21 protein-coding genes are annotated in these 22521 nt (G+C 65.2%); 6 read left to right on the top strand and 15 right to left on the bottom strand.

The window, feature by feature from the left end; genetic code table 11:
• Positions 1-160: 160 nt before the first annotated feature.
• Entirely contained in the window at positions 161-3229 is a 3069-nt protein-coding gene (locus BM019_RS20730; protein WP_092419757.1) for a D-2-hydroxyglutarate dehydrogenase YdiJ, read from the bottom strand.
• 160 nt (positions 3230-3389) lie between these two features.
• Between BM019_RS20730 and BM019_RS20735 the strand changes: the two genes are divergently transcribed.
• Positions 3390-4292 carry a LysR substrate-binding domain-containing protein gene (locus tag BM019_RS20735; RefSeq protein WP_092419760.1) on the top strand — a complete coding sequence of 301 codons (903 nt, stop codon included), beginning with the start codon at positions 3390-3392 and terminating at the stop codon, positions 4290-4292.
• A gap of 12 nt (positions 4293-4304) precedes the next feature.
• Here the strand turns inward: BM019_RS20735 and BM019_RS20740 are convergent, their stop codons facing one another.
• Together BM019_RS20740 and BM019_RS20745 are read right to left on the bottom strand one after the other, a co-directional pair.
• On the bottom strand, positions 4305-5075 hold the full coding sequence (locus tag BM019_RS20740; RefSeq protein ID WP_092419763.1) for a phytanoyl-CoA dioxygenase family protein: 771 nt from the start codon (positions 5073-5075) through the stop codon (positions 4305-4307).
• A 5-nt stretch (positions 5076-5080) separates the two neighbouring features.
• On the bottom strand, positions 5081-5311 hold the full coding sequence (locus tag BM019_RS20745) for a hypothetical protein (protein WP_007925461.1): 231 nt from the start codon (positions 5309-5311) through the stop codon (positions 5081-5083).
• Positions 5312-5600: 289 nt separating this feature from the next.
• Here BM019_RS20745 and BM019_RS20750 point away from each other — a divergent pair, with 289 nt between their 5' ends.
• The 5 genes from BM019_RS20750 to BM019_RS20770 all read left to right on the top strand — a co-directional run bounded on the left by BM019_RS20750 (position 5601) and on the right by BM019_RS20770 (position 8990).
• The gene (locus tag BM019_RS20750; RefSeq protein WP_092419766.1) at positions 5601-6992 is read left to right on the top strand and encodes an S-type pyocin domain-containing protein; all 1392 of its coding nucleotides are present in this window, start codon (positions 5601-5603) and stop codon (positions 6990-6992) included.
• Position 6993: 1 nt separating this feature from the next.
• Positions 6994-7467, top strand: a complete 474-nt coding sequence (locus tag BM019_RS20755; protein WP_239691092.1) for a DUF6392 family protein — start codon at positions 6994-6996, stop codon at positions 7465-7467.
• Between the two features lie 25 nt (positions 7468-7492).
• Complete coding sequence (locus tag BM019_RS20760) at positions 7493-7963, top strand: DUF6392 family protein (RefSeq protein ID WP_092419769.1); 471 nt, start codon at positions 7493-7495, stop codon at positions 7961-7963.
• A 39-nt stretch (positions 7964-8002) separates the two neighbouring features.
• Positions 8003-8464: a DUF6392 family protein gene (locus BM019_RS20765; RefSeq protein ID WP_092419771.1), complete on the top strand. Its 462-nt coding sequence runs from the start codon at positions 8003-8005 to the stop codon at positions 8462-8464.
• 103 nt (positions 8465-8567) lie between these two features.
• Positions 8568-8990 (top strand): NUDIX hydrolase, encoded by a 423-nt coding sequence (locus tag BM019_RS20770; RefSeq protein ID WP_092419774.1) that lies wholly within the window; start codon positions 8568-8570, stop codon positions 8988-8990.
• A 37-nt stretch (positions 8991-9027) separates the two neighbouring features.
• Here the strand turns inward: BM019_RS20770 and BM019_RS20775 are convergent, their stop codons facing one another.
• The 12 genes from BM019_RS20775 to BM019_RS20830 all read right to left on the bottom strand — a co-directional run bounded on the left by BM019_RS20775 (position 9028) and on the right by BM019_RS20830 (position 22519).
• Positions 9028-9468 (bottom strand): CBS domain-containing protein, encoded by a 441-nt coding sequence (locus BM019_RS20775; RefSeq protein ID WP_092419777.1) that lies wholly within the window; start codon positions 9466-9468, stop codon positions 9028-9030.
• A 95-nt stretch (positions 9469-9563) separates the two neighbouring features.
• Positions 9564-9953 carry a nitrite reductase small subunit NirD gene (nirD, locus tag BM019_RS20780; RefSeq protein WP_009043980.1) on the bottom strand — a complete coding sequence of 130 codons (390 nt, stop codon included), beginning with the start codon at positions 9951-9953 and terminating at the stop codon, positions 9564-9566.
• The gene (gene nirB / locus BM019_RS20785; protein WP_092419780.1) at positions 9953-12514 is read right to left on the bottom strand and encodes a nitrite reductase large subunit NirB; all 2562 of its coding nucleotides are present in this window, start codon (positions 12512-12514) and stop codon (positions 9953-9955) included. Before nirB ends, nirD begins: the two co-directional genes overlap by 1 nt.
• Before the next feature lie 393 nt (positions 12515-12907).
• Positions 12908-13528 (bottom strand): RraA family protein, encoded by a 621-nt coding sequence (locus tag BM019_RS20790; RefSeq protein ID WP_175510696.1) that lies wholly within the window; start codon positions 13526-13528, stop codon positions 12908-12910.
• Positions 13519-14298: an IucA/IucC family C-terminal-domain containing protein gene (locus BM019_RS20795; RefSeq protein WP_092419786.1), complete on the bottom strand. Its 780-nt coding sequence runs from the start codon at positions 14296-14298 to the stop codon at positions 13519-13521. Before BM019_RS20795 ends, BM019_RS20790 begins: the two co-directional genes overlap by 10 nt.
• Positions 14295-15086 carry an ABC transporter ATP-binding protein gene (locus BM019_RS20800; RefSeq protein WP_092419789.1) on the bottom strand — a complete coding sequence of 264 codons (792 nt, stop codon included), beginning with the start codon at positions 15084-15086 and terminating at the stop codon, positions 14295-14297. The genes BM019_RS20795 and BM019_RS20800 overlap by 4 nt, the downstream gene beginning before the upstream one ends.
• Before the next feature lie 10 nt (positions 15087-15096).
• Positions 15097-16128 carry a FecCD family ABC transporter permease gene (locus BM019_RS20805; RefSeq protein WP_092419792.1) on the bottom strand — a complete coding sequence of 344 codons (1032 nt, stop codon included), beginning with the start codon at positions 16126-16128 and terminating at the stop codon, positions 15097-15099.
• Positions 16121-17110 (bottom strand): FecCD family ABC transporter permease, encoded by a 990-nt coding sequence (locus BM019_RS20810; RefSeq protein WP_092419795.1) that lies wholly within the window; start codon positions 17108-17110, stop codon positions 16121-16123. Before BM019_RS20810 ends, BM019_RS20805 begins: the two co-directional genes overlap by 8 nt.
• The gene (locus BM019_RS20815; RefSeq protein WP_092419798.1) at positions 17107-17997 is read right to left on the bottom strand and encodes an ABC transporter substrate-binding protein; all 891 of its coding nucleotides are present in this window, start codon (positions 17995-17997) and stop codon (positions 17107-17109) included. Before BM019_RS20815 ends, BM019_RS20810 begins: the two co-directional genes overlap by 4 nt.
• Positions 17990-19858, bottom strand: coding sequence for an IucA/IucC family protein (locus tag BM019_RS20820; RefSeq protein WP_092419801.1), 1869 nt, complete (start codon positions 19856-19858; stop codon positions 17990-17992). The genes BM019_RS20815 and BM019_RS20820 overlap by 8 nt, the downstream gene beginning before the upstream one ends.
• A gap of 4 nt (positions 19859-19862) precedes the next feature.
• Positions 19863-20636: an HpcH/HpaI aldolase family protein gene (locus BM019_RS20825; protein ID WP_092419804.1), complete on the bottom strand. Its 774-nt coding sequence runs from the start codon at positions 20634-20636 to the stop codon at positions 19863-19865.
• A complete protein-coding gene (locus BM019_RS20830; protein ID WP_175510698.1) occupies positions 20630-22519 on the bottom strand; it encodes an IucA/IucC family protein in 1890 nt (629 codons plus the stop codon). The genes BM019_RS20825 and BM019_RS20830 overlap by 7 nt, the downstream gene beginning before the upstream one ends.
• Positions 22520-22521 lie beyond the last annotated feature (2 nt).

The raw sequence follows: 22521 nt of genomic DNA on the forward strand, positions 1-22521 counted from the left end.
TTGCCTGTGTAGCCGCTGCCGCAGGCTGCGCACGACCGCGCAGCGGGCGCTGGACCGGACACCACGTTTTTCCAGGCAGACCACGGACTCAGGCTTTACGGCAACTGCGTTGCCGTACGCAACCTCGCGGGCTCGGCAGCGGCTACATCGCCCCCTGTCGTCAGGTCGCTAGCGGGCGTTTACGCAGTTGTTCCAACAGAGCCTGGAGTGGGTGCTGCAGGCCCTGCCCCTCCTGGCGCTTGACCTGGCTGCGGCAGGAATAACCGTCGGCCAGCAGTCGGCCGCCCTGGCCGTGACGCGCCACCAGCGGCTGCCAGGACTGCTGGTAGATCACCTGCGAAGTGGCCAGGTTGCGGCTCTCGTGGCCGTAGGTGCCGGACATGCCGCAGCAACCGCTGGCCAGCACTTGCAACTTCAACCCCATCCGCGCGAACACCTGTTGCCACAGGCCGATGCTGCCCGGCTCGTTGGTCTTCTCGGTGCAGTGCGCGAGGAACTGATACGGCTCGGCCTCGGCGGTCGGGTTCGCTTCGGTCGACGCCTCACTAGGTACTGCAGGCAGCACCCGGGCCAGCCATTCCTGCGGCAGCAGCACTTCGGGCGCCTGAGCCGCCCCCAGGGTCTTGCGGTACTCCTGGCGGTAGACCAGGGTCATCGCCGGATCGAGCCCGACCAGGGGCACGCCGCTGGCTTGCAGCTTCAGCAGCGACTGCGCGTTGTAGCGCGCGGCCCGGGCAAAGGCGCCGAGGAAGCCCTGGACCTGCAAGGGCTTGCCGTTAGGCGCGAACGGCGCGAGGTAGATCTGGAAACCCAGGCGCTCGATCAGCTCCAGCCACTCGGCCGCCAGCGGCGTCTCGAAGAACCGGGTAAAGGCGTCCTGCACCAGGATCACGCTACGTTCGCGCTGTTCGGCGGACAGTGCCGCCAGTTGCGCGGCGTTGGCCATGCGCACGTTGCGCCGGCGGCACACCGCCTGGAAATCCAGGGTGCTGAGCAACGGGCTGTCGACCATCCCCGCCAGGTGCTGGAGCGCCCGGCTCACCGGCGCCGCGCCGATCAGCGCGTTGTACAGCCGCGGCAGGCGCGCGAGATAGGGAACGCTGAACTCCAGGGAACCGATCAGGTAGTCCTTCAGCGGGCGCAGGTAGCGGCCGTGGTACAGCTCGAGAAAGCGCGAGCGGAACTCCGGCACATTGACCTTGACCGGGCACTGCCCCGCGCAGGACTTGCACGCCAGGCAGCCGGCCATGGCGTCGTACACCTCATGGGAGAAGTCCTCGCGCCCGGCCAGCCGCGCCGCGCTGTTGTAGACGCGCCGGGCCAGGTTGGAAAGCCGCGCGCCACCGCCGTTCAGCACATCCACCCCCTGCTCGCCCTGCAGGCGCAGCCACTCGCGGATCAGCGAGGCGCGGCCCTTGGGCGAATGAATGCGGTTGCGGGTGGCCTTCCACGACGGGCACATGGCGTCGTCCGGGTCGAAGTTGTAGCAGGCGCCGTTGCCGTTGCAATGCAGGGCGCTGTCATAGCTTTGCCAGACGCGCTCGTCGATGGTGCGGTCAAGCTCGCCGCGCAGCACCACTTCGTCGACCCGGGTCAGGCGCGCCTCTGGCACCGAGGCCGGGGTGGCGATCTTGCCGGGGTTGAGCTGGTTGAACGGGTCGAACGCGGCCTTCAGGGCCTGCAGCGACGGGTAGAGCTCGCCGAAATAGTCCGGCACGTACTGCGAGCGCAGGCCCTTGCCGTGCTCGCCCCACAACAGGCCGCCGTGCTTGTGGGTCAGCGCCGCCACTGCATCGGAGATCGGCCGGATCAACGCTGCCTGCTCCGGGTCCTTCATGTCGAGGATCGGCCGCACGTGCAATACGCCGGCGTCGACATGACCGAACATGCCGTATTGCAGGCCGTAGCCATCGAGCAGCGCACGGAACTCGAGGATGTAGTCCGCCAGGTTCTCCGGCGGCACCGCGGTGTCTTCGACAAAGGGCTGCGGCCGCGCCTCGCCCTGGACGTTGCCCAGCAGGCCCACCGCGCGCTTGCGCATGGCGTACACCTGGTTCACCGCCTGGGCGCCGATGGCCAGGGTGTGGCCCAGGCGCACCACCGAGTTGTCCTGTTGCAGGTGGCGGACGAAGGCGTCGACCCGCTGCTCCAATTCCTCCTGATCGTCGCCGCTGAACTCGATCAGGTTGATGCCCAGGGTCGGGGTGTCGGCCTGCTCGGGGAAATACCGCGCCACGCCATGCCAGACGATGTCCTGCATGGCCAGCATCAGCACCTTGGAGTCCACCGTCTCGATCGACAGCGGTTTGAGCGCCATCAGCGCCTTGGCATCGCGCAGCGCATCCATAAAGCCGGCGTAGCGCACGTTGACCAGGATCGAGTGCCGGGGAATCGGCAGCACATTCAGCCGCGCCTCGACGATAAAGCCCAGGGAGCCCTCGGAGCCACAGAGCACGCTGTTGAGGTTGAAACGCTCCGGACTCTCGCGCAGGTGCGCCAGGTCATAGCCGGTCAGGCAGCGATTGAGCTTGGGAAAGATCGCCTCGATCAGCTCGGCCTGGTGGTCGGCGATGTCCTGGGCGCAGCGGTAGACCTCGCCGATCCGCCCGGGCTGCGCGGCCTCTTCGGCCAACTGGCGGTTGTCGATCGGCGCGCTGTCCAGGCGGCTACCGCCCAGCAGCACGGTGCTCAACGCCAGTACGTGATCGCGGGTCTTGCCGTAGGTGCAGCTGCCCTGGCCGCTGGCGTCGGTGTTGATCATGCCGCCGACGGTGGCGCGGTTGGAGGTCGACAGCTCCGGGGCGAAGAACAGGCCGTGGGGCTTGAGGGCGGCGTTCAGCTGGTCCTTGACCACCCCGCTCTGCACCCGCACCCAACGCTCCTCGACGTTGATCTCGAGGATCCGGTTCATGTGCCGCGACAGGTCGACCACGATGCCGTCGGTCAGCGACTGGCCGTTGGTGCCGGTGCCGCCGCCACGAGGAGTGAGCACCACCGCGCGATGTTCCGGGCTCGCCGCCAGCCGGGCCAGGCGCTCCACGTCCGCGACATCCCGGGGGAAGACCGCGGCCTGCGGCAGCCGCTGGTAGATCGAGTTGTCGGTGGCCAGCACCGTGCGCAGGCCCAGGTCACGGGCGATCTCGCCGCGAAAACCGTCCGCGGCCAGGGCGTCGAGGAAGCTTTGGTAGTGGGCCAGCGGGTCGCGTTCGGGGGCAAGCAGAGCAATCATCAAAAAGGTTTCCAGGCAGAGAAAAGGCGCAGCGGTGCATGCAAAACACGTATGCTTGCACGCAGCCCGAGGGGCGGTGGCCAGCCGAAAAAGCCTATTTTCCTAGAGCCTTGCACCTTGGGCAAATGTATTTCATGTGCTTTTTTCATGAGTTTTATGAATGAACCCCAGACGTCTCACTCCGTCGATGTCGGTGCTGGTGGCCTTCGAGGCCGCAGCGCGGCATGGCAGCTTCACCAAGGCCGCCGAAGAACTGGCGCTGACCCAGAGCGCCGTCAGCCGCCAGGTCCAGGCCCTGGAGTCGCTGCTGGAAGTGCCGCTGTTCAACCGTGACGGCCGGCATATCGAGCTGACCGCCGCCGGCGCCCTGTATCACCACGAACTGGCGGCGGCCCTGGCGCGGATCCGCAACGCCACCTTGCAGACCATCGCCCACAAGGCCGGCGGCGGCCCGCTGCACCTGGCGGTGCTGCCGACCTTCGGCTCGAAATGGTTGCTGCCGCGCATGCATGACTTTTACGCCAGCCACCCGGGCACCCTGGTGCATATCCATTCGCGGATCGTCACCAGCGACCTGTCGAAGGACACCGCCGACATGCACGCCATCATCTGCGCTGGCACTGGCCACTGGCCCGGCTACGAAGCCCATCGGCTGCTCTCGGAAAAGCTCACGGTGGTGGCCAGCCCCAAGGCCCTGCCCGAGCACGCTTCGATGTCCGTCGGCGACGTGGCCGGGCAGTTGCTGCTGAACGTAGTGTCGCGCCCCGACGCCTGGCCCGAATGGTTCGAGCAGAACGGCCTGCATCCGCGGGCGATGCGCATGGGCCCGGGGTTCGAGCTGACCGCGCACCTGATCCAGGCGGTGGTCGCCGGCATCGGCATCGGTCTGGTGCCGCGCATCCTGGTGCAGGACGAGATCCACAGCGGCGAGCTGGTGGCGCTGTTCGAGCCGGTGGACAGCGGCCGCGGCTATTACCTGGCCTACCCCAGCCGCTATCAACACCTGCCGTCGTTGCAGGCGTTCAGCCGCTGGTTGCTATCGATCCCCTTTCCCGACAGTTGACAGTCCCTTCGCTCAGTCGTATTCCGCTTCCTCATGCTCGCCCAGCAACCGCCGCTGGCGCGCCGAGGCCGCCGCCAGCACCTCGGGGTTGAAACGCCAGTGCAGGTACGGCGAAAACTTCTGCGCCACCATGCGCCGCCCATAGTGCACCTGCAGCAGGTAGCGGATGCGTTCGGCGCTGCTGTTCTCGCTGCCGGCATGCCACAGCTCGCTGCGAAACATCAGCGCGTCGCCGGCCTGGCACAGCACGGCCTGGGCAGTTTGGCCATGCCAATGTTCCTCGCCGGCCCGTGGCGGCCGCCCGGCTCGATGACTGCCCGGCACCACGCGGGTCGGGCACAGGTCCTGGTCGATATCGTCCAGGTACAGGTGGCAGGTGCAGATCTGCATCGGCAACTCGAAGGCCGGATCGCTGAGCAGGCTGCGCGGCAGTCGCATCGCCAGGTAATCCAGGTGCAGGCCCATCCCCTGGAAACCTGGATGGCAGCGCCAGGCGGTCTGGCCGATGACATGGCAATCCTCACCCAGCGCCGCTTCGGCCAGCTCGATCACCCCCGGCAGGTCGAGAAACGGTAGCCACAGCGGGTCGCGGTTGAACACGCATTTGTAGTGTTCGAGCAAGCCGCTGTAGTCCCAGTGCTGGGGCTTGAGGCCGTCGATGGCATGGCGCAGCAAGTTGATCCGGTCCCCGTCGAGCACCCCGGGCAACAGCACGAAGCCTTCGCGGTGCAAGGCCCGCAGGCGTTCGGCGGTCAGTGCTGGCGGGGGCAACACGGAGGTCATGGTGGCTAGTCGATGGGGCCGATATTGATCAGCCGGTCGCTGCCCAGCCCCGGCACCCTGGCCAGTACCCCGACCGGCGTGGCGGCGGAAAACTCGATGACATAGCCCATGCCGCTGCCGTCCTCTTCCATGGCCACCACCCAGCGCGCCACTTCATCGGGGTTCAGGCTCAGCGCCCGCGCCACCCGGCGCTGACGGCGTTCCTCGAGCGTTTCGTCCAGGGAGTCGTCGTTCATCTGGCTCAACCTCCGGCGGCTAACAGCCCCTCCGGGCCTGGTGCGGCCCTTACAACAGCTGTGAAAAACATTGTGGGCAAAAGTTGAATCCCGCTCCGTGCGCCGTGACGAACGGCAGCTTTTAGCGCCAGAAACGGATCGCCGGTTTTATCGCCGGCCCACACAAGCGAGTTTTCTTTCGAGCGTTTCAGAAAGGGCCTAAAGCGCCGCGCCAGGATGGCCCCCTAGGATGCGTGGCTTATCCAGAAGCCGGGGCCGCTCATGCATTTACTGATTTGCGCTTACTGACATGCGCTTGTTGAAAGCCTCCGACCGGCAGGCATGGAATGCGCACGATCCGTATTTCGCCGAAACCCAGGTGCGCATGGCGCTGCAACGCAACCGGTCAAGCCTTGCGGGGCTGGACGAGCTGTTGCGCGAGCACTACAGCATCAACAGCGACCGGGAAATTCTGGCCGCCGTCAGAAACGGCGACTGGGTGCTGGTCACCGACAGTTCCGCAGCCACAGCCAGCGGCAGCCTGCTCTGCCCCGAGCCCGAACCGCAGCCGGTCTACCTTCGGCAAGACCCGTGGCCCGATCCCGTTCCCCGCACCGACCTGGTCTTCGCCAAGTCCATCAGCAGCGTCCCCTGGGGCACCACCCGGGCCGGCAGCGCCAGCGAACCCGCGGGCAATTTCGGCAAGACCATGCTCATGGCCTCCTCGGCCACCGAGGTCGGGCTCGGCAGGGTCGCCGGCGAACGGCTCCTCAGGAACTTCGCCTGGTCAGTGCAGATGGCCGGCACCGCGGCCAGGACCCTCGGTGGCCCGGCGGGACAGGTGCTACTCCTGGCCATGACCCCGACCCGGCTCGGCGACGACGCCTTCTACAGCGAAGAACAACTGCGCGAGCTGCGCGCCGCCACCACCCGGGTGCGCTTCCAGTTCCGCCGCGACCGCCAGGGTGTGCTGCAAATCCATGGCATCCACACCAGCGCCCAGTCGGGCCAGGACAGCGTCCCGGTGATCAAGGCCCACTGGAACGCCGACAAAAACGCCATGCAGGCCCACCTCGGCACGCTCACCATCACCTGGACACCGCACAACGGCCCGGTGGTCACCGCCCCGACCCCCTACCCGGGGGTGACCGACGAACTGGCCAACCTCATGGTCCACCCCATCGCCGAAGGCGGCGACAGCCAACTCCAGGGCGCGCCGATCGACGAGCTCAAGGTCGAAGACTGCATCATCACCTTCCCGGCAGACAGCGGCATCCGCTCCTTGTACCTGGTCTTCGCCAAGCCTCTGGTCAACCCGCTGGAAGTCGGCCCGGCGAATGATCTTTCCAGTAGAAGCGCCAAGGATGGGCTGGATATTGATCACATACCGTCGCAGAAGGCGTTGGAAGCGTTTTTGAAGGCGAACGTCCCGGGCATTGCCCAACGCGACATCAAAGAACATCTACGCAAAGCACCAAGTATCGCAATTCCTCGTAAGGTGCATCAGAAGTACAGTGAGACGTATGGTGGTAGGAACACTAAGAACCAGCAGGCCAAGGATGCAGCTGACCTACGGGCTGCTGTAGACACTAATCTCGATGCCATCAAGCCGTACCTACTGGAAGAAGGCTTTACCGAAGAGCAGATTGAAACGGCACGCACAAACTTGCACGACCTCCATCAGGAACAAAACTGGTATTGATATGAACGCCGCAATGATTGATGACTTTGTTAAAAGTCTCGGGTGTACTTACCCCGAGTTGATCGCCTCTGGAATGTATCTTCCTGGAGGTCCGCCAACAGGTATTTTCGAGGACAGCGACACCCTATCAATGTCGCCTGAGCCTGGTATAGAGCTGGAATTTTGGGCCAGCAACCAGCGGTTTGAAGATCTATTTATTACCTTCCTCGAAACGTTTCCCGGAAGGCCAACCTACAAAGGAGGGCTTCCCTATCAGCTCAAAACCAAGATGAACCAGAGCTGGGTCAGATCACAGTTCGGTGAGCCTCTGGAGTCAAAGGGTCCATATAAAATCCCGGTGCGAGGACTGGTAGGCGGTTGGGAAACCTATCGTTTTCCGGGCATGTCCAAAAACATCAATGTGCTGTTCAAATACAACATTGAAATGGAAGTGGAAGGAATCGTCTTCCGACTAAACGAAAAATCCCACGCTTAGTTTTACGGGGCACACTGGCACGAATATGAACGCCGCAATGATCGATGACCTGATTAAAAGTATGGGGAAGACCTATTCCGAGTTGATCTCATCTGGAATGTATCTCCCTGGCGGGCCACCAAAAGGTATGTTCGAGGGTGATGAGACCTCGTTCATGTCACCTGCAGCCGGAATAGATTTGGGCTTTTCAGGCACTCAGCTCTTTGACTCTCTCGCTATCTACTTGCATAAGACCTCCGACGACGACTCAGTTTACGAGAATGGATTACCGTACCAGCTTCAACGTCGAATGAACCAAGCTTGGGTAAGGTCCCATTACGGAGAGCCTTTGGAGTCAAAAGCACCTTTCAAAATGCCGGTGCTTGGAATGACTGGCGGCTGGGATACCTACCACCTTCCCGGCACGACAAAAAACATTAGAACGGTATTTCAATACAACATGAACATGGAAGTTGAAGGAGTGGTGTTCAGGTCAAACAACAAGTCCAACATTTAACTCTGTGCGGATAAGGCTTGTATTGATATGAACGCTGCAATGATCGATGACTTGGTCAAAAGCCTCGGTCGCACTTACCCCGAAATGATTGCCTCAGGAATGTATCTCCCAGGAGGACCACCAAAGGGCATCTTTGATGACAGCGACAGGGTGACAGTGTCGCCGGAGCCAGGGGTCGAATTGGGCTTTTGGGCCATCACTCAACGTTTTGAAAACCTGTTCATTACCTTTCTTGAGGGTTTTGAAGGAGAGCCCATCTACCGAGGGAGTCTTCCCTACCAGCTCAAAACCAAGATGAATCAGACCTGGGTTAAATCTCAATATGGCGAGCCGCTGGAGTCAGGAGCGCCTTATAGAGTGCCTATCTCCGGCATGACGGGCGGCTGGGATACCTATCGTTTACTAGGCATGTCCAAGAGCATCCACGTGTTGTTCAAGTACACCGTCGACATGGAAGTGGAAGGCATCGTCTTCAGGCTGAACGAAAGATCACATGCTTAGTTCTACCGGGATAATGCTGGTCTTTGGTATGAACGCCGCATCCTCTCCGGGAAGGTTTTTCAGCTGAGCAGGATGCGAAATTACAAGCCAAGAGGAAGATGGCATGACAGTAGATAAAGCCTGTCCGGTAGTGCTACGGAGCAGTGAGACGCTAGAAATTCTGGCGTTTGAGCATCCGCTGGCAGGTCTGCAACTGGTCAAGGGTAGCGTGGAACCCGGAGAGTCAACCGAGATGGCCGCTGCCCGAGAGCTGGTCGAGGAAGCCGGGATTCAAGGCAAGGTGGTACGAGATTTGGGGGCGTGGCGCTCGCCTATAACCGGGCAGATGTGGGCTTTCCATGAATGTCATGTCGCGCAGGACCTCCCTGATACCTGGGTTCATCATACTGAGGATGATGGAGGGCATGAGTTCAGGTTTTTCTGGCATCCATTAATGAGTGAGCCCTCTGAAGCCTGGCATCAAATTTACAAAGATGCCTTGGGGTTCATAAGAGTTAGTCTCGCAAAAGCACCCATGGAGAATTGACACTCAATCCGGCCATCTCACTCGCCCGCCCCTCCCCTCAATCCCCCCGAATATAGTGCTCCAACTGCCGAATCAGACCCGCCTGCTCGACAATCGCTTCCTTCACCAGATCGCCGATCGACAGCAAGCCAATCAGTTGCTCGCCTTCCAATACCGGCAGGGGGCGCAGGTGGCTGTCGGTCATTACGGCCATGCAGCGTTCGATGCTGTGCTGGCTGTCGGCGGTGACCACGGGGGCGCTCATGATGGCGCGGATCGGGGTGCCTACCGATGAGCGGCCTTGCAGCACCACCTTGCGCGCATAGTCGCGTTCGCTGATGACACCGACCACCTGCCCGGCTTCCATCACCGGCAGCGCGCCGACATTTTTCTGCGCCATCATCTGCAGCGCTTCGAGCACCATCTGGTCCGGGCCGATGCTGTGCACCTGGCGGTTTTCCACGGCCTTCAACTTCAGCAATTGAGCAGCGGTTTTCATGGGCGTCTCCGATACCTTGAGCAACAGGGGTTCCGGCCCCGCGCCACGGGGCGCGAAGTCAGGCATGGATCTGGATCGAGTAAGGCGCGCGCGGCTTAGCGCACGCCGATTTCCACCACGTCGCCACGCAGCCGCGCCGGCCAGGTACGCAGGCGTTGCTCCGGGTACTCCAGGCAGGTGCCGTCGGCCAGGCGGAAGTGCTGCTTGTACAACGGAGAGGCGATCACCAGCTCATCCTTGATGCAGCCCACCAGGCCGCGGCCGATCACATTGGCGCCGGACTGCGGGTCGTGGTTGTCGATGGCGTAGAGGGTCTGCTGCGCGGCATCCGGCAGGTAGATCAGCGCCACCTGGGCGCCGTCGTGCCAGACCACCACGCCGCTGTGGCTGACCAGGTCCTGGCGGCTGCACACCGCCTGCCACTGCACGCCGGGCTGCTCGGCGAATGCACTTTCGATAGGTTGCGGGCTTGGCGACAGGCTCATCAGAGCACCTCCTCGGTGACAGGGATCAGGTTGAGTTCGGCGGCCATGATCGGCCGGCGCTGGCCGCGTTCCTCGACAAAATGAATGTCCGGGTCGGGGCGCTGGTCGTTGACGAAGGTGCGGAAGCGCTTGAGTTTTTCCGGGTCCTTGAGGGCGTTGGCCCATTCGCATTCGTAGCGGTCCACCACCAGTTGCATCTGCGCTTCCAGCTCGGCGCCCAGGCCCAGGCTGTCGTCGATCACCACCGCCTTGAGGTAATCCAGGCCGCCCTCCAGGCTCTCGCGCCACACCGAGGTGCGTTGCAGGCGGTCGGCGGTGCGGATGTAGAACATCAGGAAGCGGTCGATGTAGCGGATCAGCGTCTGGTCGTCGAGGTCGGTGGCGAACAGCTCGGCGTGGCGCGGACGCATGCCGCCGTTGCCGCAGACGTACAGGTTCCAGCCCTTCTCAGTGGCGATCACGCCGACGTCCTTGCTCTGCGCCTCGGCGCATTCGCGGGTGCAGCCGGACACCGCGAACTTCAGTTTGTGCGGCGAGCGCAGGCCCTTGTAGCGGTCCTCGATCTCCAGGGCCATGCGCACGCTGTCCTGCACGCCGTAGCGGCACCAGGTACTGCCCACGCAGGACTTCACGGTGCGGGTCGACTTGCCGTAGGCATGCCCGGTCTCGAAACCGGCGGCGATCAGCTCGGCCCAGATATCCGGCAACTGGTGCAACTGGGCGCCGAACAGGTCGATGCGCTGGCCGCCGGTGATCTTGGTGTAGAGGTCGTATTTCTTCGCCACCTGGCCGATCACGATCAGCTTGTCGGCGCTGATTTCGCCACCGGCGATGCGCGGCACCACCGAGTAGGTGCCGTTCTTCTGCATGTTGGCCATGAAGGTATCGTTGGTGTCCTGCAACGGCACCAGGGAACGGTCCATGATCGGCTGGTTCCAGCACGAAGCGAGGATCGAGCCCACCGCCGGCTTGCAGATATCGCAACCGACGTGGCCACGGCCATGCTTGGCGAGCATCTCGTCGAAACTGAGGATGCCCTCCACTCGCACCAGCGCGTACAGCTCCTGGCGGGTATAGGCGAAATGTTCGCACAGGCTCTTGTCGACGCTGACGCCACGGGCGATCAGTTCGTGCTCGAACACCTGCTTGAGCAGGCCGGCGCAACCGCCGCAACCGGTGCAGGCCTTGGTCCGGACCTTGAGCTGGCCGAGGTCGGAACAGCCGCCGTCGATGGCCGAGCAGATCGCGCCCTTGGTCACGTTGTGGCAGGAACAGACCGTGGCCGACTCGGGCAAGGCGCCCGGGCCGAGGGTCGGCGCGCCGGCGCTGGACGGCAGAATCAGGGCGGCCGGTTCGGCGGGCAAGGCGATGCCGTTCTGCATGTATTGCAGCAAGGTGTCGTAGTAGCTGTTGTCGCCCACCAGCACCGCACCGATCACCTGCTTGCCGCTGGCATCCACCACCAGGCGCCGGTAGCTGGCCGTGGCCTCGTCGATGAACTGATAGCTGCGCGCACCCGGGGTCAGGCCCTGGGCGTCGCCGATGGAGCCGACATCCACCCCCAGCAGCTTGAGCTTGGTCGACATGTCCGCGCCCATGAAGGGTTCGCCCGGCTCGCCGCACAGCTGCGCGGCGACGCTGCGGGCCATCTGGTAACCCGGGGCCACCAGGCCGAAGAGGCTGCCGTTCCAGCTGGCGCACTCGCCGATCGCGTAGATGTGCGGGTCGCCACTCAGGCACTGGTTGTCCACCACCACGCCGCCGCGCGGGCCGATCTCCAGGGCGCAATCGCGGGCCAGGGCATCCTGGGCGCGAATCCCGGCGGAGAACACAATCAGGTCGGTCTCGAGGAAATCGTCGCCGGCAAAGTTCATCCGGTAGCGGTACTGCTCGCCGGCGCTGATCGACTGGGTGCCCTTGCCCAGGTGCACGCCGACGCCCAGGGCTTCGATCCGCGCCTTCAACGCGCGACCGCCCTGCTCGTCCAGCTGCACCGGCATCAGCCGTGGGGCGAACTCCACCACATGGGCTTCCAGGCCCAGGCTCTTCAAGGCGTTGGCCGCCTCCAGGCCGAGCAGCCCGCCGCCCACCACCACGCCGCGCCGGGCATTGGCGGCCGCGGCGCGGATGGCGTCGAGGTCTTGCAGGGTGCGATAGACCAGGCGCGAATCGCCCTCGGCGCCCTCGATCGGCGGCACGAAGGGATAGGAGCCGGTGGCCAGTACCAGCTTGTCGTAGTGCACCGGGCCGGCGGCGGTGATGACCTGGCGGTGCTCGCGGTCGATGCGCAGCACCGCCACCCCCAGGTGCAGGGTCAGGCCCGGGGCCTGGTACAGCGCGGCATCGCCCAGGGCCAGGGATTCAGCGTCGCGACCGCTGAAATACTCGGACAGGTGCACCCGGTCGTAGGCGCGCATCGGCTCTTCGCTGAAGACGTGCAGGCGGTACTGCTCGAGGGCGCCACGCGCCACCAGCTGTTCGACGCAATGATGTCCGACCATGCCGTTGCCGATCACGATCAGGGTTTTGTGTGTGTTCAAAGGGGCAACAATGGCATTCATAAATAGCACCCGACCCAAGCCAATCACGGTTTTTTTAAAGCAAAAAAAAACGCCTGAAACCTCACGGTTCCAGGCGCCTTTGCCTGTTATTTGCGGTGTGCGATCGGGCTGCTGTGCCTGACTCACCGAGTGCCCATGGCCGGTTGGCCGATCGATCCGCGTTGACCGAGGGGGCGGCCCGCCCGCGACATGCGCGGTGGGGCGTTAGCGGCTGTCTTGCAGCCTTTGTGCCAGGCTGCGCCGCACGCCTTGAAAGGCCCTGCTGGCGGGCTTGCGCGGTCATTCTGCAAGGCTCCCGGATAGCCTACCCCGGGCCAGGAATCGCCTTAGCCTGGTGCAAGGCCGGAGCCGCGAGCCTTATAAAAGTGCAAACCCGGCCGGTTCGCCGACGCGTCAGCGGATAGCGGCCAGGCGCTGCAAGAACGCCGCGCGCCGCTCGCGGTCCTGCTCTTCCTTGGCCAGCAGCTGCGGCAACAGCGCCTCGGCCCGTTGCCGGTCGAGGATGAACACGCCGTCGTCGTCGCCGATGGCGATATCCCCCGGGTTGACCCGCACCCCGGCCACATCGATGGGCAAGTTAACCTCCCCTTGCTCGCCGATGCCGCGGGTGGTGTAGGCGCTGACGCCACGGCTGAACACCGGCAGGCGATGCTCGCGCAAGGCGGCGACATCGGTGACCGCGCCCTCCACCACCACCCCGGAAAGGCCCTTGATCAACCCGGCCAGGGTCCGCAGTTCGCCCCAGCAGGCGCACGCTTCATCGCCCACGCACTGGATCACCAGCACGTCCCCCGGTTCGCTGAGCAGCAGCGCGTCGCGCAGGATGGCGCCATCCGGGGCGAAGACCTTGACCGTCACCACATTGCCAAGCATGCGCAGCCCGTCGAACAGCGGGCGGATGCCGCGCAGGTAACCCTCGTCGCCAAAGTGGCCAATGGTCGAGGCCGCGATGCCGCGGTAATGCTCGAGCAAAGCAGCGCTGGTGGGTTGTTGGCGCGGAGCGATCATCGGCATTTCCTCGGGCGCAGCAGCGGGCAGGTCGAGCAGTATTCGGCGGGCTCGGTGGCTTCGTAATAGAAGCAGCAGGTGCGGCGAAAGCGGATGCTCTTGCCCTCCTCCAGTTGCGTCGGCGGCCGGCGGAAGTGCCGCAGCGGGTTGTAGTCCAGGCCGAACAGCGCTGGCGCGGCCTCTTGCAGCAGCCAGTCGAAGTCCGCCTCATGACGCAGGCGGATCAGCGGGTCCTCGACCTTGCCCATGCGTTTTTCGTACAGCGAGTAGACCCGCACCGCGGTGTTTTCCCAGAGGATGCGCCGGGAGATGCCGCTGACCCGGTTGAAGGTCTGCCACAGCGGCGCCAGCAGCCCGGCGAACAGCGCCTCGACAATCGCCGTGCGCCAGGCGTCGCGCTCACCCGCGGCATAGGCCTGGGGCGGCCGGTCCGCCAGCGGCATCGACGACGTCCAGAGCCCGTCGTCATGGCCGTACTCGATCACGCAATCGTCCAGGGACAGCAGCAGGCCCTGATCGCACACCGACATGGCGTACAGGCAGGCGCCGGTGGCGAGGAAGGAAAAACGCTTGGCCAGCAGCGAGGCGGTGATCGCCCGGGTCGGCGAACCAATCACCGGCCCCAGCTGGTCGAGCAGCGCGATGCAGGTTTCATCGTCGAGCAAGGCCCGGGCACTCAGGGAGCGCTGGCGGTCGCGTTGCACCATGGGTTTCAGCCGCAGCGGCCCGGATAGCACGCTCCAGTCTTGCGGGTTGAAGGCGGCTTGCAGGTTCATCGCGGCAGTTCCCGGCCAAAGGGAATGCACAGCGGCGTGCCGAAAAACGGATCGGGGATGATCCGGCAATTGAGGTCGAACACCTGCTTGACCAGCTCCTCGGTCAGGATATCCGCGGGCCGGCCCTGGGCGAACGCGGTGCGCTGGTGCACCGCCACCATATGGTCGGCGTAGCGGCAGGCCAGGTTGAGGTCGTGCAGGACCATGACGATGGTCTTGTTTTCCTGGCAATTGAGTTCGCGCAGCAGGTCCAGCACTTCGATCTGGTGCGCCAGATCGAGAAAGGTGGTGGGCTCGTCGAGCAGCACGATCTCGGTGTCCTGGGCCAGGGTCATGGCGATCCACACGCGCTGGCGCTGGCCGCCGGACAAGGCGTCCACCGGCCGCTCCGCCAGCGCCTGCACGCCGGTCTGCAACAGGGCGCGCTCGACCATGGCTTCGTCCTGGGCCGACCATTGCTGCATCCAGTTCTGGTAGGGATAACGCCCCAGCGCCACCAGCTGGCGCACGGTGATGCCTTCGGGGGCGCTGGGCATCTGCGGCAGGATCGCCAGTTCGCGCGCCACCGCCGCGGTGGATTTGCGCTGGATATCCTCGCCATTGAGGATCACCGAACCCTGCTGCGGCTTGAGCAGCCGCGCCAGGGATTTGAGCAGGGTGCTCTTGCCGCAGCCGTTGCTGCCGATCAGCACCGACACCTGGCCCGCCGGCAGTTGCAGGTCCAGCCCGTCGATAATCACCTGGCGCTGATAGCCCAGGGTCAGTTGCTGGGTTGCCATCGAGGACATCGGGAATTCCTTAGTGCCGCTGGTTGATCAAAAGATAAAGAAAGAACGGCGTGCCCAGCACCGCAACAAAGATCCCCGCCGGCAGATCCAGCGGCAGGAACAGGGTGCGCCCGATCAGGTCGGCGAGCATCACCAGGTTGGCGCCGACCAACGCCGCCATCACCGCCTGCCCGGCAAACCCCGGGGCCACCAGGCGCTTGGCGATGTGCGGCGCGATCAGGCCGACAAAGGCAATCGCCCCGCCCCAGGCCACCGCCGCTCCGGCCAGGGCCACGCTGACCAGCAGCAGGCCGGCGCGCAGCCACTGTACCCGCACGCCGATGCCCTGGGCCAAGGCATCGTCCAATTGTTGCACCCGCACCTGGCGGGCCAGCCACACCAGCAACGGCAGGATCGCCAGCAACCAGCCGGCCAGGGCCCGCGGCTCCGGCCAGCTGGCGCCATAGACGCTGCCGGTGAGCCAGACATAGGCCGACAAGGTGGTGGTCAGCGGGCTGAACACCAGGACAAAGGTGGTCACCGCCGCCAGCAGCGCCGACACGCCGACGCCAATCAGTACCAGGCGCAGCGGCGAAGTGCCCTGCTTCCAGGCCAGCAGGTAAATGGCCAGGGCCGCCAGCCCGGCGCCGAGCATCGCCGCCAATGGCAAAAACTGCGGGCCCAGCAGCAACGAAAAGAACGACAGGTACAGCACCGCCGCGGCACTGGCGCCGCTGGTGATGCCCAGCAGATCGGGGGACGCCAGCGGGTTGCGGATGATGCTCTGCAAAATCAGGCCGGACACCGCCAGCGCCGCGCCGACCAGGGCCGCCAGCAGCAGGCGCGGCAGGCGCAGTTGCTCGACGATGAACAGCAGGCGCTCGTCGCCGCCGTGCCACAGCAGCTCCAGCACGGTCAGCGGCGACAGATTGAGCTTGCCCAGGGACAAGGCGCCGAGCATCACCAGCGCCGTCGCCAGCAGCGCCAGCAACAGCCGCCACAGGGTCGCCAGGTCGATACGCCGCGAGAAGCCGGCGGTGCGCAGGGTCAGGGTGTTATTCATAACGGCCTCCACGACGGGCCAGGAAAATAAAGAACGGCGCGCCGAACAACGCGGTCATCACCCCCACCGGCACCTCCTGCGGCAGGATCACCACCCGCGCCAGGGTGTCGGCCAGCAGCAACAGGCTGGCCCCGGCCAGGGCGCAACCGGGCAACAGCCAGCGATGGTCGATGGACAGGCCCTTGCGCACCATGTGCGGCACCAGCAGGCCGATGAAACCGATACTGCCCGCCAGCGCCACCGCGCAGCCGGCCAGGCTGACGATCAGCACGCTCATCAGCAGGCGGATCAGCCCGGTGCGCTGGCCCAGGCCGATGGCGATCGCATCGCCGGCATTGAGCACATTGACCTGCCCGGCCAGCAGCAAGGCCCCGAGCAAGGCCAGGAGCACGCCGACCAGCAAGGGCGCGGCCAGCGCCAGGTCGCGCTCGGACAACGACCCGGCGAGCCAGAACAGCACGGTGTCCAGGCCTTCCTGGTTGACCACCAGCAGCGCCTGGCTGAAGGCGGAAAACAACGCGGTCATCGCAGCGCCGGCGAGCACGATGCGCAGCGGGTTGAGGCTGCCCTGCCCGCGGTTGCCGATCAGCCACACCAGGCTGCCGGCCAGCGCGGCGCCGATAAAGGCGCACCACAGCCACTGCTGCGGATCGTGCAACGCCAGCAGCGACGAGCCGAGGATGATGGCGAAAGTCGCCCCGGCATTCACCCCGAACAGCCCCGGCGATGCCAGCGGGTTGCGGGTCAGCGCCTGCATCAGCGCCCCCGCCACCGCCAGGCTGGCACCGACGGCCACCGCCATCAGGGTCCGTGACAGTCGCGTGGACACCACCAGGCTGTGGGTCGGGTCCAGGGTATCGGGGTGCACCAGGGTGCCGACGATCTGCTGCGGGGCGATCCAGCTGGCCCCGGTCGACAGGCTCAACAGCATGCACAGCAACAGCAGCCCCCCCAGGGCCGAGAGTTTCAGGGCCGGGCTCATGTCGCCGCCGCCCGGGCGATTTCATCGAGCATCAGGTTGGCGCCCAGGATGCCCCCCGACAGGCTCCAGGCCACGCTGTCGACGCGCCACACCAGGCCGGCGCGCGGGGCCCGCAACTGCTGCCACAGCGGGTGCCGGACCAGGTTCTGGTAATTGCGTTGCGCAGCCGGGCTGTCGGTGCGCTGGAAGACGAAAAACAGATCGGCGTTGACCACCGGCAGGCTCTCTTTACTGGTGAGTTTCAGGGATACCCCCCGGGCCTCGCGGGCGGCTGGCGTCCAGGCGAACCCCAGTTCGCTGAGCACCGAGCCGGCGAAGCTGTCCGGCAGGTAGCTGCGAATATGGTCCTCGCGAATATCCAGCACCGCGACGGTCAGCGGCCAGCGCCCGGCGAAGCGCGCCTGCAATTGCGCGCGCAGCTGGCCCAGGCGTTGCTCCCACTGGGCCAGCAGCCCCATGGCCTGGGGTTGCCGGCCGAGCGCCGCGCCCATCAGCGCCAGGGTGCGCTTGAACTCGAACACCTCGTCGAGCATCACCACCCGGCCCATCTGCTCCAGCAGGGGCGCGATACGCTGGTGGCGAAACCGCGAGGCGACGATCAAGTCCGGACGCAACAGGGCGATGTCCTCCAGGCTCGGCTGGGTTTCCAGGCCGACATGGGGCACCCCCTGCACGGCCGGGCGCAGGTAGCGGTACATGGGTTTCTCGCTCCAGGAGTCGACGATGCCGCAGGGCGTCATGCCCAGCGCCACGGCGCTGTCGGTGGCGCCCTGGAACAGGGTGACCAGGCGCAGCGGTTCGGCGCGGGCGATCCGTGGCAAGGCCAGCAACCCCAGGGACAGGCGCAACAGCGTGCGCCTGCAAGGATGGATCAGCGGGTCAGGCATCGGGAGCCAGCCGCTGGAACGGGTTGACCACTTCGCCCTTGCCGAACGGCATGCTGCCCGGGCCACCGGCGCGTTCGATCATTGGCGTCAGCAGCAGCTTCTGCGGCCAGCGCGGCGCTTCGAACAGCTGGTGCTTGATCATCGCCCGGGCCTCGTCGTCGAACTCGATGCTCTGCAACAGCCCGTCCAGTACCTGGCGCAAGGTGCTCCACAGTTCGGTGGCCGGCACGGCGTAGACCTGGGCCAGGGTGTCGATGATCGCCCGCACGTTGACCTGGATCGCCAGGGTCTGCAGCCAGAACAGCAGGTCCTCGGGACGCTGGTGGTACAGGGTGTTGGCGTGGCCCTTCTTGATCCGGTATTCCGGGTCGGCCATGCCGTTGCGTTCCAGCCACGGCACGAAGATGCGCAGCGAATCGTGGTCGCGCAGCAGCAGGCCCTGGGCCTGGCCGGCCTTCCACACCAGCACCGCGTTCTGCCCGTGCACCTCGCCGAGCATGCCGAGGCGGAACATCCGCAGGTTGACGTCGAAGAAGCGCTGGCACAGCTCGCCGAACAGGGTCAGCACCGAAGCCTGGGTCACCGGCAGTTCGCGGTACTGCATCCACTCATCGAAGAAGTGCCGGTTGCTGCCGGGCAATGGCGTGCCCAGGGCGGCCATCGGCAGCAGGCGGCAGTCCGGGTCGTCGAGCAAGGCTTGCGGGTAACCGCGGACCATCGCCGACAGGTGCCGCGGCGCCTCGTCGAACAGGGTCGCCTGGGGCGGCATGAAGGCCCACCACTTGCTCTCGTCGCACAGGTGCAGGCTCTGCTCCAGCACTGGGTCGAGGCGCCGCACCTGATGCAGCAGCGCCTCGCTGAGGCCGCCGTTGATCATCTTCACCGCCGGCAGGTAGCGCGAGGCGCCCAGGGAATAGATGGCCATCGGCAGCTTGAGGTAGTCGGCGCTGGCGAAACACGGGGTCATCGAGCGCAGCGACGAAGTAGCGAATACCGTTGCCTCACTGAAGTCCAGGCGCTGGCAATCGCCACGGGCGAAGGCATCGCCCAGTTGCGCCGGCAACACATGCTCGAACTGCCACGGGTGCACCGGCAAGGCTACGTGGCTGTCACCGATACCGCGCTCGCGCAGCTCCCCGGCCAGGCGTTCCTGCAAGGTTTCCGGCAACAGGTAGCGCGCCGGGTAGACCTGTTCCAGGTCCGCCACGCCCGCGCCGCCTTGCAGCAGGTCCTTGCGCACCGCCACCCAGTTCAGCGCCACCGGCCGGGCGAACTCGGCCTGGTACTGCTGGTATTCGGCCTGCAGCAAGCCCTGCTTGGCCTTGGCCAGCGGGTGGTACGGACGATCGCGCAGCGAAGCCCACTGCTCCATGGTGCGGAAAAAGGTGGCGCCGTCCTGGGCCATCAGGCCCTGGTGGTCGACCCGGTGCTCCAGGGACAAGGCGGTCTGCCAGACGCTGATATGCAGCACTTCGAGAAACAGCGTCAGGCCCTTCTCGTTGTCCTGGAAACGCGGGCCCATGCCAGTGAACACCCGGCGCATGAAGTCCACCGGGCCCAAGGTCGTCCAGCGCTGCTCCTGGCGGGCCAGAACCTGCGTGCCCGGGACCTTTTCCCACTGCTGGGTGATGCCCGGGCGCAGGGCGATGCTGATAAAGCGCTGTTCCTGGGCGTCGCAGCACCATTCCCAGATCCGCTGCCGGGCATCCGCGCCTTCAAGGGGTGGGGCTTCTGGATGGGCCTGGCGCCATTGGCTGGCGGTCAGCAGCGGCAAGGGTTCGCGGCCAAAAAAGTCTTCGGCCAGCAGGCAATCGATCAGGTCCTGCATCACCACTTCAGCGGCCATGGTTGTGAAGTTCATCGGATTATTTTCCTTCTAGAGAAAGGGTGGCCAACCTGGCCTGGAGAGCACGAAAGGCAATGCCGCGTTCGTCGCCGAGGACAAAGGCCCGGACCCCACGCTCGCGCCAGCGTCCCAGGTCGCCGGCCTGCCGGGGAATGGCGCAATACGGCACGCCGGCATGGTCCGCCGCCTGCCAGCTGTCGAGCAGCGCCTGCTGGACCGCCGGCTGGTCGATCTGCCAGGGCATGCCGAGGGATTGCGAGAGATCGGCCGCGCCTTCGAGGATCATGTCCAGGCCCGGCACCGCGGCGATCTGCGCGGCGTTGCGCACGCCGGCGGCGCTTTCGATCATCGCCACCAGCATGATCTGCTCGTTAGCCTGCCCCACGTACTGCGCCAGGCTGTGCTTGCCGAAACTGCCGGGGCGCCCGGCGTTGAGGCTGCGCTGGCCCAGCGGGTGGTATTTGCAGGCGGCAATCGCCGCCTGCAACTGCTCGGCGGACTCGATCATCGGCAGCACGATGCCCTGGGCGCCGCCGTCGAGCAGGCGCAGCATTGTCTTGGGGTTGAGGTCGGCGACCCGCACCAGCGGCGTCAGCTCGTAGGCCTCGGCGGTGCGGATCATGTGCTCGACGGTTTCCGGATTGATCAGCACGTGCTCCATGTCGATGATCACGAAGTCGAACCCGGCCTCGGCGATCAGCTCGATGGCCGCCGGCGCCGGGATCGAACTGATCAGCCCGTACACCGCCTGCCCGGCCGCCAGTTTGCGTTTCAGCTGGTTGCTTCTCAGCATGCTTGCGGCCTGTAGGCATGAAGTGGGTTGGGCACCGACTTGAAGCGCCGCTCGCCGTCGCCCAGCAGGCGGCGCTTGGTCAGCTCTTCGACCTCGTAGCTCGGCGCGAACACGTCGAACAGGCCGAAACGGTCGCGGTGCTGCGGATGGGCGTCCTGATAGTCGAGGATTACCTCGGCGGTCATTTGCCAGAACTGGCCTTCGTCGAGCTGGTAGTGCTGGCGTAGGAAGATCGCCATTTCCGCCAGGCAGATAAAGAAGAAGCAGTCGCAGGAGAAATCCCGTACCGCGTTGACATCGTCGGTGAGGATGAAGGAGTTGCGATTGAGCTTGGCGTGGCTGGCCGGCAGCGGCACCAGCTCCGGGCACAGTTCGGGACGCGCCAGGTGCGCCGGCGAGTAGCGCACGCCGTCGTGGAAGTCCTTGAGGGCGATGCGCTGCGGCCAGCCCTGCTTGACGATCAGCACGATGTTCTGGCCGTGGGATTCCATGCCGATGCCTTCGGCGTAGAGCATGTGGATGATCGGCGGCACCGTCACCTGCAACAGTTGGCGGGTCCAGGCCTGCAGGCCGTACTGGCGGATCCAGGCGTCGATGAACGGCTGCTGCGGCCCTGTGCCGTAGCGGTTCTCCACATGGCTCAGGCCATTGAACGGCACCGCCTGCTCGTCCGCCTTGAGGTACTGATGGAGGCTTTCGCGCCAGATCGCCCCCAGGGTGCCGTAGGCCTGGGGACTGCGGGATTCAGGCAGGTGCTGGTAGTCGAAGCTGACCCCGGCCACCTCGCCGAGGATCACGAAATCCAGCTGGCGCGCGGTGCTGTCGCTGGCGATCAGCTGTTGCAGCCAGTCGGTGATGATCGGCCCGTTCAGCACCGTGTGCCGAGCCAGGATGCGCGTGCTGGAGGTGTTGGTCATGCTCATGGCCAGCTTGACGTAGGGCCGCTGCTTGGCCGTGGCGTTGGCCAGGGTGCGGATCGACTGCTGGGCCTTGTACTCATCAATCGAGGTGCCGAGGTAGATCAGCTCGCCGCTGAGCAGCTCCGGGTAGAAGGTCGAGACAATCAGGTTTTCCCACTGCCACGGGTGCACCGGCAGCAGTTGGTAATCGTCCAGCGCCCTGCCCTGGCTGGCCAGTTGCTGCTCGACCTGCCGCCAGCGCTCGGCGCCCAGTTCCTGGCGGATAAAGGCCGGGAAGTCGAGTTTCTGCGAATGGTTGAGCGAGGCCCGATCGCGCGCGACCGCCAGCCACACCACGGCGATCGGCGTGGCGAACTCCGGGCCGTAGGCCTGGTTGTCCGCCAGGGAAAAGCCGATGCGCGACTTGTAGCACGGGTGGTAGCTGTGGGCGTCCATGAAGTGCTGCTCCAGGGCGTCCACGTCCAGCTCGTGGGCCGGTTTTTCGGCCTGGTAGCCCTGGCTGCGCGCTTGCAGATCCTTGAGCTGGGTCTGCTCCAGCTCCTGGATGAAACGCCCCAGGTGTGGGCTGTCCTGATAGTCGCCGAGCAGCTCGGCCAGGGCCTGGTGCAGGTCCGGCACGCTGCGCCGGCCGCGGCTGTCGAGGCGTTCCAGGCTGGCGGAATCGAGGCGGATCAAATCGAAGCTGGCGCTGAGCAGGCCGTTGCAGTGGTATTCCACCCGCTGCTGCTGGCCGTCGATGCCGCGCACCACGAAACGGCGCTGGCCGCTGTCATGGCCGTGCGAGGCGCCGGTCAGCGGCTGGCTGTCGAACGGCAGCACGCCTTCATACAGCAGGGTCTGCAACAGCTGGCCGACCACCCGCTGCTGGACTTTTTCGCCGATACGCGCATCCACCGTGGCCAGCCAGGCACCGGGGCCGGAGGGCTGGCTTGAGGTTGTCGAGATTGCAGTCGCCATGTTCATAC

It is taken from the genome of Pseudomonas sp. NFPP07 (assembly GCF_900115645.1).
In the GTDB taxonomy this organism is placed as follows: domain Bacteria; phylum Pseudomonadota; class Gammaproteobacteria; order Pseudomonadales; family Pseudomonadaceae; genus Aquipseudomonas; species Aquipseudomonas chlororaphis.